This window comes from Arthrobacter gyeryongensis (assembly GCF_039543785.1).
In the GTDB taxonomy this organism is placed as follows: Bacteria; Actinomycetota; Actinomycetes; order Actinomycetales; family Micrococcaceae; genus Arthrobacter; species Arthrobacter gyeryongensis.
Genome location: NZ_BAABKK010000012.1, coordinates 210799 through 222701 on the forward strand (window position 1 = coordinate 210799; position 11903 = coordinate 222701).

General features: G+C 60.9%; 12 protein-coding genes. 5 read left to right on the top strand and 7 right to left on the bottom strand.

Features of this window, described 5'->3' with window-relative positions; all coding sequences use genetic code 11:
• The first annotated feature begins 206 nt into the window (after positions 1 to 206).
• The gene (locus ABEA18_RS11180) at positions 207 to 1700 is read left to right on the top strand and encodes a glycoside hydrolase family 32 protein (RefSeq protein WP_345449471.1); all 1494 of its coding nucleotides are present in this window, start codon (positions 207 to 209) and stop codon (positions 1698 to 1700) included.
• Between the two features lie 412 nt (positions 1701 to 2112).
• Here ABEA18_RS11180 and ABEA18_RS11185 read toward each other — a convergent pair whose 3' ends face one another.
• Together ABEA18_RS11185 and ABEA18_RS11190 are read right to left on the bottom strand one after the other, a co-directional pair.
• Positions 2113 to 2442 carry a 3-isopropylmalate dehydratase small subunit gene (locus tag ABEA18_RS11185; RefSeq protein WP_345449472.1) on the bottom strand — a complete coding sequence of 110 codons (330 nt, stop codon included), beginning with the start codon at positions 2440 to 2442 and terminating at the stop codon, positions 2113 to 2115.
• Between the two features lie 306 nt (positions 2443 to 2748).
• Positions 2749 to 3054 carry a helix-turn-helix domain-containing protein gene (locus ABEA18_RS11190; protein ID WP_345449473.1) on the bottom strand — a complete coding sequence of 102 codons (306 nt, stop codon included), beginning with the start codon at positions 3052 to 3054 and terminating at the stop codon, positions 2749 to 2751.
• A gap of 371 nt (positions 3055 to 3425) precedes the next feature.
• On the opposite strand from ABEA18_RS11190, the gene ABEA18_RS11195 reads away from it, so the two are divergent.
• The 3 genes from ABEA18_RS11195 to ABEA18_RS11205 are packed head-to-tail and all read left to right on the top strand — an operon-like array spanning position 3426 to position 4557.
• On the top strand, positions 3426 to 4037 hold the full coding sequence (locus tag ABEA18_RS11195; protein ID WP_345449474.1) for a helix-turn-helix transcriptional regulator: 612 nt from the start codon (positions 3426 to 3428) through the stop codon (positions 4035 to 4037).
• Positions 4034 to 4243 carry a hypothetical protein gene (locus ABEA18_RS11200; protein ID WP_345449475.1) on the top strand — a complete coding sequence of 70 codons (210 nt, stop codon included), beginning with the start codon at positions 4034 to 4036 and terminating at the stop codon, positions 4241 to 4243. Before ABEA18_RS11195 ends, ABEA18_RS11200 begins: the two co-directional genes overlap by 4 nt.
• The gene (locus ABEA18_RS11205; protein WP_345449476.1) at positions 4207 to 4557 is read left to right on the top strand and encodes a hypothetical protein; all 351 of its coding nucleotides are present in this window, start codon (positions 4207 to 4209) and stop codon (positions 4555 to 4557) included. The genes ABEA18_RS11200 and ABEA18_RS11205 overlap by 37 nt, the downstream gene beginning before the upstream one ends.
• Before the next feature lie 378 nt (positions 4558 to 4935).
• Here ABEA18_RS11205 and ABEA18_RS11210 read toward each other — a convergent pair whose 3' ends face one another.
• Positions 4936 to 6051: a DUF4238 domain-containing protein gene (locus ABEA18_RS11210; RefSeq protein WP_345449477.1), complete on the bottom strand. Its 1116-nt coding sequence runs from the start codon at positions 6049 to 6051 to the stop codon at positions 4936 to 4938.
• 261 nt (positions 6052 to 6312) lie between these two features.
• A complete protein-coding gene (locus ABEA18_RS11215) occupies positions 6313 to 7053 on the bottom strand; it encodes a hypothetical protein (RefSeq protein ID WP_345449478.1) in 741 nt (246 codons plus the stop codon).
• A gap of 87 nt (positions 7054 to 7140) precedes the next feature.
• On the opposite strand from ABEA18_RS11215, the gene ABEA18_RS11220 reads away from it, so the two are divergent.
• Positions 7141 to 7473 carry a hypothetical protein gene (locus ABEA18_RS11220; protein ID WP_345449479.1) on the top strand — a complete coding sequence of 111 codons (333 nt, stop codon included), beginning with the start codon at positions 7141 to 7143 and terminating at the stop codon, positions 7471 to 7473.
• A gap of 430 nt (positions 7474 to 7903) precedes the next feature.
• Here the strand turns inward: ABEA18_RS11220 and ABEA18_RS11225 are convergent, their stop codons facing one another.
• The 3 genes from ABEA18_RS11225 to ABEA18_RS11235 all read right to left on the bottom strand — a co-directional run.
• On the bottom strand, positions 7904 to 10741 hold the full coding sequence (locus tag ABEA18_RS11225; RefSeq protein ID WP_345449480.1) for a hypothetical protein: 2838 nt from the start codon (positions 10739 to 10741) through the stop codon (positions 7904 to 7906).
• Entirely contained in the window at positions 10738 to 11418 is a 681-nt protein-coding gene (locus ABEA18_RS11230) for a hypothetical protein (RefSeq protein ID WP_345449482.1), read from the bottom strand. Before ABEA18_RS11230 ends, ABEA18_RS11225 begins: the two co-directional genes overlap by 4 nt.
• Positions 11419 to 11722: 304 nt before the next feature.
• Positions 11723 to 11903, bottom strand: a 181-nt coding sequence (locus ABEA18_RS11235) for a hypothetical protein (RefSeq protein WP_345449483.1), incomplete at its 5' end; no start/stop codon positions are given.

Consider the following 11903-nt stretch of genomic DNA (forward strand, 5'->3'; position numbering starts at 1 on the left):
GGAGTCATTTCCCCATCGCTCTATCAGCTAAGACATCCAGCTCATGGCCGGGGCATCCCGCCGCGAAGCGGACGCACGACCTATACACGAGCAACTGCTAACACCAGCATCCGTCCAGCCGCCGAACAGCGCCCCGCGCCGTTCGCCGGCTGGATGGCCGCACCCACCCTTCCTCAGGAAGACGAAATGAAATGAGACTTTGATTCATGACCGCGGTAACCGCGCCCACACGTGAGGCTTTCCGGCCGGCGATGCATTACGCCAGCAAGGACACCTGGCTCAATGACCCCAACGGCCTCATCTACTACGAGGGCAATTACCACCTCTACTACCAGAACAACCCCTTTGGGAATGTCTGGGGAAACATGTCCTGGGGGCACGCCACCTCCACGAACCTCATCACGTGGACAGAGCAACCCGTCGCTATTGCCTGCGACGAATACGAGGACATCTTCTCCGGCAGCGTCGTTTACGACCAGCACAACACCAGCGGACTCGGCGACGGAACTGCTGCACCCCTGGTCGCCATCTACACAAGTGCCTACAAGGAGAACTCACAGCACGCCGGGATCCAGGCCCAGTCACTCGCGTGGAGCACGGACGGCGGCTACACCTGGTCCAAGTACCACGGAAACCCGGTCCTGAACCGCAATTCCGCGAACTTCCGCGACCCGAAGGTGTTCCGCTACAACGGCCCGGCTGGCGCCTATTGGGTAATGGTCGCTGTCGAGGCACTGGATTTCACGGTCGTGATGTACCGCTCCGATGACCTCAAGAGCTGGGACTACCTCAGCAGTTTCGGGCCCGCCAACGCCACTGGCGGAGTCTGGGAATGTCCTGACCTGTTTCCTCTGCCACTTGACGGGAACGAGGACCTGATCAGATGGGTGCTGACCGTTAACCTCAATCCCGGCGGGCCGAACGGAGGATCTGCGGGACAGTACTTCGTTGGCGACTTCGACGGCGTGACGTTCAGGTCCGAAACCACGGTCACTGAAGGCGACCAGGATCCGGCGCGCCTGACCGAGTATCACTGGCTCGACTGGGGCCGGGACTACTACGCTGCCGTTTCCTTCAGCAACGTTCCGGACGGCTGCCGGCTCATGATGGCCTGGAAGAACAACTGGCAGTACGGCAACGACATTCCAACCTCCCCGTGGCGAAGCCCCATGTCGCTTGTACGCGAGGTCTCGCTGGTCACCTCTGAAGGGACACCGCACCTCACCCAGCAGGCAGTGATTGACCCCACAGCGCTTACCCGCACAGTTGCCTACACAGAGCTCGACGTCGATGGCATCCGTTCCGTGGCAGGCGGGGGCGCCGTGCAACTCATCGAGGTAACCTTTGTGCCCGGTTCCGCAGATGAATTTGGCCTCGTGATCCGCGGCAACGGCAACGAAGGTACAAGGATCGGCATCCGTCCGGGTGACGGCAGACTGCTCGTGGATCGAACGGTCTCGGGCAACACCGCGTTCCACAGCGCCTTTTCATCGATCGACACCGCGCCCCTGCGTGCCGTGGATGGAGCGTATAGCATGCGCATTTTCGTTGATCACTGCTCTGTGGAGATCTTCGCCCAAGACGGAGAAGTCACCCTCACCGAACTGATCTTCCCAGACCCCTCCAGCACCGGCGTGTCGCTGTACACCACCGGAGGAACCGCAAAGGTCACTTCGCTCAGGCTCACCACCCTCGCCTGACCATGGCTACCCAACCGCCGGATGGTTTCAGACCCACCCAATCAACGCAACGGGTGGACGACTGCGACCCAGCTTGCCTGCCAGGGGACGCGCCTGAAATAGAGAGTCCCCTGGCGCGCGTGGGTTTGAACGCCTTGCCGCTGCCCTGCAGTCACTACCGCCGCGGCGCCGAACCTGCCGTTCCCGGTCCTCACCGAGAGGAGGAAAAGAACTCCATCGTGATCGCCAGCAATGAGTCCTTCTCGAGTGACATGTGGACCTGCAACCTGTCCTTGGAAGGTGATTTGGCCCGGGAGGCGGCGCCTGACTTTCAGGTTTCGTGTTGCGACCGATTGCACGCCTCCCGGCCCAAGGGTGTGGGGCTATACACACCGCGGGATCTGTGGGAGCCCGCGCGGCTTTCCTGGTCCGCCTACTTGGAGATGGTGGTTGGTAGCCAGGCGGGTCTGGTTCTCTCAAAGTGATTAGCGTTTATTGTTTGAGCGTCTAGGTCGATGCTCAGTGGAACCTCCGGGTGGGACTCCACCCGTTGCCAGAGCTGCTCAATCTGTTGCGGGTCCACTTGAACCGCCAAAAGACCCGACTTCGCTGCGTTGCCTCGGAAGATGTCGGCGAAGCGTAGTGAGATGACCGCTCGGAACCCGTAGTCCATGAGCGCCCACACGGCGTGTTCCCGGGAAGAACCAGTTCCGAAGTCGGGGCCTGCGATCAGGATGTTTGCCTCAAAGCGCAGCTTGGCCACGCGGGTGCACAGTTTCTTCCATTCCTTCCCCCGGACCTGACGAATCCTGCACCGGCACCACTTACCCAAATCCGTGAATGTATTCGGAGTGTCGGCCATGTGGGAAATAGCCCACCCAGCCCGGCTTCCAACCCGCGAAAAAGACTGAGAAGTCCGGAAAATATTCTGAGTACGGTCCGAACCGGCACCGACCTAGCCGAGTCCGACGGCAAGAGTGCGCACATAATGCACACGCGATTTTCCGGCTTTGGACCCGCTTCCCGGCCACGATCGAGTTACTCAAACATACGGGTACGGGTTGCCGCCTCAGGCGATCTGGATCCGTTCGTCGCCGAGTTCAACCTCGATACGAAGCCGGCCACCGACCGCTTCAACATACTTCCGCAGCGTGTCGTCCTGGGCGCGGTCAATGTCGCCGTGCTCGATCCGGGACACCCTGTTCTGACTGACGTGCAGACGCGCAGCCAACTCGACCTGCGTCAGGTCGGATGCCTCACGGAGCTCCCGAAGCCGGTACGCCCGGACCTCATCGAGCAGGTGCTTCTTATGGGCGCCGACAGCAACAATGTCAACATGCCGCTTGGTCAAGAGTTCCTCTACTGATTCCGCCACCACGATGCCTCCTTTCTGTATCCCGTACCGGAGTCGGGCCCGAGCCGCGAGCTCAGGCGCCCTCAAGGCGCTTCGACAACCCCGCATCGTGTCGCAGCACGAAGTCCAAGCCAGCACTGACATCGGGACCGCGGCCGTGACGAGGGTCCAACTCGGGCCCTTGACGGACACCGTCCGGTGTGGGGGCGTGCGCCTGGTCCGCCGACTGACCCGCCCCACGGACGCTGTCTTCTGGAAGAGGCCGGTTCATATCCATGCCCGATAGTACCAACGCATCAAACAACACAGTTCGTTGACGGACAAGTTCAATCGGCCATTGCTGACACCATTCGGTGACATAATGGAATGATGAAGGAGGACGTTTGACGAACATGACCAGCATCGACACACCCGCGGCGGCCGGTTCGATCATCCGCGCCCGGCGCCAGGAACGAGGGCTTTCACAACAGTCGCTCGCAAAGGCGAGTGGTGTTTCACGGAAGTTCATCGTTGACCTCGAAGCCGGCCACGAACGCGCCGAACTCGGCAAAACAATGGCCGTCCTCCACACCCTCGGGCTCTCGCTGACCGCCTCCGACCCTATGCCCCGCGGCAGCGACTACGACCCGGCACGGCGGGACTACGCCGAAACCTTCGCCCAGCTGATCGGCTCGCGCGACTTCGAGTTCGCCATCAAGATGCTCGCCGACTACGCCACAGCCTCCCTCAAAGCCGGGAGGCCGCTGCTCCAGCGCAGCCCCCGGCTCAAGGATCCGCACTGGGCGGCGGCCCTGGCCGGCATCACCAACTACACCGCACACCGGCTCGGGCAACCCGCACCGTCCTGGACCAGACGCATCAAGCCCCTCAACGAGGCGTGGATGCCGGCCGAGTCCTACCGACACGTCCGGGAACCCATGAAACAACTCACCATGTCCGAAACACCCGCCGAACTCGCCGCCCTGAACGTCTTCATCCGCGAACGCAGCCTGGCCACCGCATGAGCGGCGGAGAGCTCACCACTGATCAAATCCGCGCCCTGCTCCACGAACTCGGCCGGCGCCTGCACGCCCGAGGTGTCCACGGCGACGTCAAACTCGTCGGAGGTGCCGCGCTCATACTGCAGGGAATCGGCAACCGCCCCACCGCCGACATCGACGCCAGGTCACCGAGATGGCCGAAGACTACGATCTTGCGCCTGATTGGCTGAACTCCAACGCAGCAGCGTTCGTCCCGGACAACGCCACCTGGGTAAACCTGGAACAACTCGACGGACTCACCATCCAGGCCGCGGACACCGAAACGCTCCTGGCCATGAAAATCGCCGCCGAACGCGACAAAGACACCCTCGACATCGCCCGGCTCCTCCGCAAGCTCAACATCACCAACGCCAACGACGCCGTCGACCTCGCCTACAACAAATACGGCGACCACTCCATCCCCCTCGCCGCAGGCCGGGACAACTACCTCATCGTCGTCGACGACGCCCTCGACGCAGCCGCCACCCTCGAACCCATCGAATAATCTCCCAGACCAGCCCTCCAGAAAGCGCCTCAACCCAGCCCCGCGTTTGGATCACCATCACAGACATCGAGACGAGCAGTCGCCCGAGCCCGCTTAGCGGGCGGAAACCCTTTCTGCCAAGAAGACACCACTGACACAACCCGTACAGAGTGCTGTACTGAGACCTTCTCGGCCATCAATTGGCCGCGGGCGAGTGCCGGTGGTCGTTCCCCGTCGGCACTCCGAGCGACGGGGAATCGCGGGGTGCTTTTCTATTTTCGCTAGCACCGGTGGGCGCTCCGTCGCCATCGAGTCCCTGCCCCAGAGCCGGATTGAATGTCCCGCATTCGCTGCTCAGCGCGCGTTCGTCGTCAAGCATGGCCGAGCTAGGTACATAATCTAAGACTTGGGAGGCCGTGTCCCCTTCAGCGTTGCTGGATATTCCGGATCACCAGGAAATCCCTTCCTCGGACCAAGCTCGATCCAAAGTTTGTTTCCCTTCAGATGCAGTCCAGTGCGGAATTCGGGCAGGTTGGACGGCAGGATCGGCGGCGGGCACCAGGGCTGGCCGTATATCCATGGGCTGATCCGCTGTAGGCTCTGCGTGCTCGGAGTGGAGCTTGTTGACCCTGCGACGCTGGCGAGCCGATGCCAATCGAACTCATGCGCCACTCTTTCCTTGTGATCACAGCCCCATCCGCCACTTAACCAAACAGGATCAGGCGGGTCCAACCAACGCTTCGGTAGCTCCGTAAGCCATTGCCGGCTGTTGCTGACGACGAACTCCTGAGCGGTATAGGCCGTGGTGTAGTTGATCTTGTCAACTTCTGCTTGCGTAACCGATGTCCGCGCTATGAGAGCCTTCCCTCCCAGTCCAGAATGAAAGGCAACTGCCCTGGCCTTAGTCGGGGTGACGGTCAGTATGCTGCTTCTGTCCAGTGGGATGAGCCAGCCGTGGCCTCCCTTGAACTGGCGGGCCCCGGCCACACTGATGCCAAGGTCATTGGTGACAAATTCGGAGTTTCTGTCCCGAGCGGTAGCAACTCCCCAATGGGCTGTGGCAACCTGCGCGAGCAGGCGTTGGAATTCGAACGCTCGTGCAAAATTCACGCGATCTGGGCTCCGTTCTTTGAAGGCCGCTGTCATTCGCGGAACCCGCGCCCCGTACCTCTGTTCGAACTCCCGACCTCTCACGAACAAGGATGTCACGAAAGGAACGAGCGTACGGACCCAGGTATTTGCATCGAGTGGCCGCTCTGCGTCGGTGAGCTCTTGGATCGCCGAGGGGAGCGTCGTCTCGTAGTACGTCCAGATCTCGTCTATGGCCTGCGGCGTCCAGACATCTCCGAAGAGTGTATAGAGGTCGTTCTTCGCACCGATTTTCGCTGGCGTGGTCCTGAACGGTTCAGCGGACCCCCGGCGCAGGCACCAGATCCCTCGCTGCCGGCGTGGCCAATCGACTTCAGTCGAGAAGCCGCCGACGTAGGCCGCAGGCAGATAGTGATGAAGTGGCATGCTCCCCCTAGTCGCGTCAAACCTCAGGTAACTCTAGCGCCACGTCTCCGATCCTCTGCCTGGCTCGTGGCGGCCCGAATTGGTCAATCACACTTGCCTTGGTCACAGACCGGTGTTGATGGCTCCGAAGACGATGGTAGTGGTGCGTGGGTGAACAGGCGAGGGAGGCTAGGCGATCGCGTTCAGGACGCCGCACTCGCTCTTCTGCGCGTCATGCGCGCCACCGGCTGATCCCGGCCGTGGATTGCGCACCCGTGAGACTTATTCGTCGTCATCCACGCTGACCGGCGCAGTCGTCCGGGCGCGCAGCCATGCGTCCCCGGCCAGATCCTCCTCCTCGAGATAGCTCCTCATCGCCAGCGGGTTCAGCGGCTCGGCGAGCGACCTCCGTCGGACGCGCAGCCAGTCCGACAGGCGTCGCCACCGGATGCGGCGCGGAGCAAGCCGGGTGCATGCGAGCCATTCGCGGTACCTCCGCGGGTCGTCCAGGATCCTGTCTTCCGCGGAGCGCCGCGTGGTCGGCGAGATGATCCGGTTGTCCTCCGGTACCGGGAACACGCATTCGTTGGCGAGCAGGACCTCGGTCAGGTCCGCGCGGTATCCGGGGTCTGCGTTCCATCGGGCCACCACGTCGTTCACATCGACCGAGAGATCGTGCCGGGGTCCCGGCAGCACGCCGCTGGCGCCTCCCAGGCGAAGTTCATCCTCGTGGTCCCACTCCATGAACTGGTTGACCAGCGCCAGAAGTGCGGCCGCGCCCGGTCCCATGGCATCTGCGAAGTGGCCGAAGTCGCGGAACCGGACGAGAACGCGATCGCCGGTGGCGAGCAGCTGTGTGAACTCGCGTGTGGCGGATTCGCGGCGCGCCTGGACCGAGGCCTTCCGGTCCGACCGCCAAAGGGAAATCGCCAGCAGTGCAGGCACGAGGGCGGCCAGGACCGTGACAACCAGGGTGAGCCAGTCGAACCAATCGGGGTGGACATCGGCTGCCAGAGCGAGCATACGACCGACCCTACAGGCCGGTCGGGTCGTTATTTGGGGACTCGCCCGACGTAGAACGCCGACCGGATTCGCCCGTGGGTCACAGCGATGAAACCGGACGTTCTTGGCGACGGCTCGGACTGGAAGACCCTCTCCCCCGATCTCGAACCAATCGTCATAGAGCCTCTAAGGGGCCTGACGCTTACGGTGAACCACAACAACACGATTTCGGCCCATTTTGAGAAGTATCAGGTCGTCGGCGTACTCCTGGCGCTGCGCGACGCCAGGATCCCGATGGACGCCGACACGATGCAGGGCTGGGCCCTTTGCTCAGGGGTGGCCGGCAAGAACCCGGAGCGGCTTGCGCAGTACGTCCGGGACATCGATAGCGGGAAGCGCCCGCGTGCCCGGCACGTGCTCCGCACCGACTACATCAAGTAGCTGCGTCAGCAACTGGCATCGGGCGGCGATCCAGGCGCTAACGACTAGGAACCTCAGTCGGGGCGGTTCCTCCACCCGACTCCCGGTCCTTACATCAGACCACCAGCTGCACCGGCGCAGACTGCTGGACCAGCGGTTCGGCAACAGCTCTGTGCCGACCTCACCGGCACCTTGATCGCATAGGAAGGCCCGCGCGTGAGTCGGTCCGGCGCTGAGCTCCGGCCGCAGGGTGAGGCAAGTCTGGCTAAACCACAGAGCGAGGAAGCAGTCAGGCGCTACGAACAAGGCGACTCACTGGCGACCATTTGTAAGCGCATGAGGATGACTGTACATACCGGCGGTCACGGTTGATCGAGGTGGGGGCGAGGATGCGAAGTTCGTATGGGCACCTGCTTCACAGTAGACACTGTGAAGTGTTTCGCTCGGATCGTCAAGCGTCCGACTTCCGTGGCGGCTCGAGCATGGCCTGTACTCGTTGCTCGAGTTCTAGGTAGCCTCTGGCACCGAGAGCATTCATGAAGCCGCGAGCGTCCTTCTTGAGTTGCTCGTCTTTGGATGAAAAGCCGGCCGCGATTACAGCAGGTGCAGCATGTTCGGTGAGGTCATACCTCCTTCCGTCCGGGTCGTACTCTTGTCGCAACAAGAGCTGGAGCGCGTCGAGCGATTCTCGCGGATATGCAGGCGCCGCATCGGCAAGGATCTCGCCTACCATTCCGTGACTGTTCAAGTCGCCATGAAGCTCGGCAGCTTCTATGAGTCGCGGCAGCCACCAAGCGGGTGCGTACTTGCCAGACTTCACGAACCAATAGAAGTCGCCGAGTTCGGCTGTGTCCTCGGGGTGTTCACGAACATGCGCCACGCGATGATCCCATAGCTCGCCGAGGCGCTGCGTGATGTCCGTATCTGCTGACTTCATGTGCATGAACTGCCAGGCGATATGCCCGAGGGTCTTACCTCGTGTTTCAGGTGACACCAGCGCGAAAAAGTCCTGCACCAACGAGTCATTGAGGTCAACGTCGCCCGAGAGGAATGCACCCACGATCCACTGGCCAATCTGATCATTCGGCTTGAACTGGCCTTTCCACCCAACCGCGATCGGCTCATCGAGCCGGAGCGCTGCAGACAGCGGTTCGCGAAGGAGCTCAAAGACGTCCTTGTGATATCGATGCGTGGCGAGCGCCGTAGTCAGTGCCACCTGCTGACCGACGGAGATACCCTCGTTGCCACCAAATAGTTTCGTGAGATTAGCCTTCAGCCACTCGAGGGCATTGTTGTAGAGTTTTGCGAGGCTTTCGCCCATAACGGCACGGGATGCGCCACGTTGATCCGGGCGTTTGAGTTCGCGCTCGAGCGCACTTAACGCTTCGCTGTACCAGGGGGATCCAGAACCATGAGTCAGCAGGTTCGCCAAGCCCCGAACAGAGATCGACCACCGCCAATTCAGCGATGTCGTCAGTGGATCCATGCCGCTTCCGGAATCAGCCTCGCTGTACTCGCGCCATGCTTCATCGTTTTCGGTGGCACTGATCAATATTTCTGCTAGCTGTTCCATAACCCTTTCTGGGACGACGAAGTCCTCGCGCTTCTTCGCTGCTTCCTCCAGAAGGCCTATCCCTGCGTGTTTCGCATGGCGATAGTCGCGATCATCATCAAAGTCATTCCCTTCCGGGGGGAACGGTGATGGTTCGGTGCGTTCAAGCACAGCAAGGGTAACGATCACGAGTTGATCCCAGTCGGGTGTAATGCCCGCCTTGATGGCTGCTTCCCACCCGGAAAGTAGCGCGCGAAGGTAGGTAGGTCGCAGACGGTCAATTAGGTTTGCAATCCCACGAAGAGCAAGAGGCTTCGTCGAGATAAGGGTCGTAAGTTCCCGTCCCTGACCTTCATGAGTTGGACCCCGCCATCCATCACCGGCCCGCCAAGACTCGAGATGTGCGGCGAGCTCTTCAGAGTTCATCGCCGACAGCTCGTCCTGAGTGCTCGGGCTCGTCGGTCCGCTCCACGACGAGGAGCCAATATCGGGCGCAAGTGGCAATTCGATGACACCGAATTCGCTGTCTAGCTCTGACAGCTTCTGCTGAAGCTCAGGAGGTAGCGACTCAGATCCAATCGCGGCAAGGAGTCGATGCTGCCACGTCGCCGTTCGCTCTCTTACACGTTCATCGAGCGAATCTTCGTCGTCCTCTTGGCGCCGTAGACGCTCACGCAATGCCGTGGACGAACCGAACGGGCCCGCGCGAATGATCGCAGGCAAATCCTTTAGCTCGTCTGGCGCAACACTGGCGATGGCTTTGACCAGCTGAGCGAACTCAACACGACACGAATCGTCACTAGAGAGCGGTTCAAAGAGGAGTGCCTTCGCTGGCGAAACGATCGGGGCCGTTTCGCGGCCTTCCTGAGACATCCGACTGAGGGCTTCGGCCGCGGCGAACAACGTAATCCGACGTAGCAGCAGGATTGACGGACGTGAAATGAGTGTGATGGAGGCCTCAGGAGTGGCCGCTATCCCGTCTATGGCAGCATCGCGGACGGCGTCTATGAGCGCGTGCTCGATGCTCGGGTAAGAATGGTCTCGAGTCCCAATGGCGCTTCTACTCAGGCCGCTCGCGTCAAACTCATCGGTTACGCTTCCACGCAGCTGTTCATACTCTACAAGCCATGGCATGACCGTGCGGAGCGCTGCGGCACCCAGAGAATCAACAACTCGCGGAAGTTCCTCCGTGTACCAGTACTCCTCCAGTCCGACGGCAACCTCCTTATGTTCACCACCCTGGCGCGGACGAAACAGGAGGTTTGCCAGCCGAACCCCGGCCTTTGCCTGCTCGTCGTCAAGCAAGTTCTTGACCATGGAGACCTGCGAACGCGGGTCTGTCCTCCAGCCAAGCCTGCCGGCCCCCCATTCGATGATCATCGGAACTAGAAGTGCCGCATGCACAGCAGGAATCTTGGCCCCAATCTCAAACATCGCTCGTCGCACCCACGAGTTGCCGCTCGCACTAAGGCTCCGCAGCACCTCAACGACGTCCTCGGGAACGATTTCGGCCATGCGCGTTAGGTAATCGATCTCTGGCCAGTATGACTCGCGAATGTAGCCATCATCCCCCGCTACAGGTTCGGGGGGACTATTGAAGGCGCCTGCAGCGGCAAGTGGGCGTACCCACATGGGGTTGTTGTTGCCCTCGAAGAAGACCCTACGAAGCTGAAGGGTCGGAATCCGGCGTAGCGCCTGCCGGACTTCCTCTGACGTTGGCGTCTTGAAGCCGTTCATCTCGGTACCTCCTTCCCCTCATTCACTTGATTGATCTCTGCGAGCAAGTCTTCGAGGCCATGACGCGTATCGAAGAAGCCAGCCGTCCGCACGTCAATAAGGTCCTCTACCACGCGGATGTTCGCCTCGATCTCTTCGTCACTTTTCACCGCGCTGTTATCCCGCGGTGGTTGCTCAAGGTGAGCGCACCGAACAAAGAACGCACGCGCGTCAATCCACTGCAGAACAGCGGGGTGATCGCTGCTGCTCCCCTCGGCCAGGAGCGCGGCGACGTCGTCCCGGACCTTTCTGGTTTCGAGCGCCGCCGTACGAACGACCCGATCAATAGCGACAGTGACCTCCCGCGGTACAGGGATGTAGTCGAGGTCTTGTTGTAGATCGAGGTCCGAGAACTGGGCAAGGAAGTCAGGAAGCTCGCGCGTAAGGTCAGAGGCAGACTTACCCTTTCGGCGTCCCGTGCTTTCCCCCATGACCGACGGAAGCGCGTTCATCACCTCCCGCATCGCATGCGCGATAAGCGCCAGGCGTGCGCGCTCATCACCAGGTTCCGCAGGTGTCTTCAGCCCACGAATCGCTACCCTGTATGTGCCGGCCAGAGCGGGGTTGCGCTCAGCAATCGCATCGAACAGGCGCTGCTGACGCTCATCAAGAATCTCATGGCGGCTCTGCTCAGTCATTACATCCTTAGTTATGAGGAAACCACAGAACAATTGCAAGTCTTGAAGATGCAACAACTCAGCTCGTTCTCCAATGTCCGGTAGCTTTTCCCCGAGCCTTGGAGCTTTTTCCAATCCATAGTTCCCAGAAGCCTCCCGGACTCACAGAGTACTCAGTAGCCCGGCACGGTCCCCTCACCGTCCTAGACACGTAGAATCGGACGGGCCACAGGCCACCAGGATTCGTCGTCGGCCTCTAAGTGTCGCCGGAAGGTGGAAAGCCCTGCTGACCGGCAGAGACGACGGGCTTCCCGGGATGAAGGAGCTACTCAAGCCAGTCTCTTGCTTCAACAACTCGCCAATGATCAATCCGCGGGTTAGCTAGATCCTTAATAAACGGCCTATCGGCACCCCAATGGCTCGCTGCGATGTTATTGTTCAAAGCCCAACCGAACAGCGAGCTGCGGAGCGCCGTCTTTACACTGCATTGATTGCTCGCTACTGCA

Bases quoted from the DNA above. Each gene is read 5' to 3' on its own strand.
- ABEA18_RS11180 (WP_345449471.1), top strand. From the start codon at position 207: ATGACCGCGGTAACCGCGCCCACACGTGAGGCTTTCCGGCCGGCGATG.
- ABEA18_RS11200 (WP_345449475.1), top strand. From the start codon at position 4,034: ATGAGCGGCGGAGAGCTCACCACTGATCAAATCCGCGCCCTGCTCCAC.
- ABEA18_RS11205 (WP_345449476.1), top strand. From the start codon at position 4,207: ATGGCCGAAGACTACGATCTTGCGCCTGATTGGCTGAACTCCAACGCA.
- ABEA18_RS11230 (WP_345449482.1), bottom strand. From the start codon at position 11,418: ATGACTGAGCAGAGCCGCCATGAGATTCTTGATGAGCGTCAGCAGCGC.
- ABEA18_RS11210 (WP_345449477.1), bottom strand. From the start codon at position 6,051: ATGCCACTTCATCACTATCTGCCTGCGGCCTACGTCGGCGGCTTCTCG.
- ABEA18_RS11215 (WP_345449478.1), bottom strand. From the start codon at position 7,053: ATGCTCGCTCTGGCAGCCGATGTCCACCCCGATTGGTTCGACTGGCTC.
- ABEA18_RS11195 (WP_345449474.1), top strand. From the start codon at position 3,426: ATGACCAGCATCGACACACCCGCGGCGGCCGGTTCGATCATCCGCGCC.
- ABEA18_RS11220 (WP_345449479.1), top strand. From the start codon at position 7,141: ATGAAACCGGACGTTCTTGGCGACGGCTCGGACTGGAAGACCCTCTCC.
- ABEA18_RS11225 (WP_345449480.1), bottom strand. From the start codon at position 10,741: ATGAACGGCTTCAAGACGCCAACGTCAGAGGAAGTCCGGCAGGCGCTA.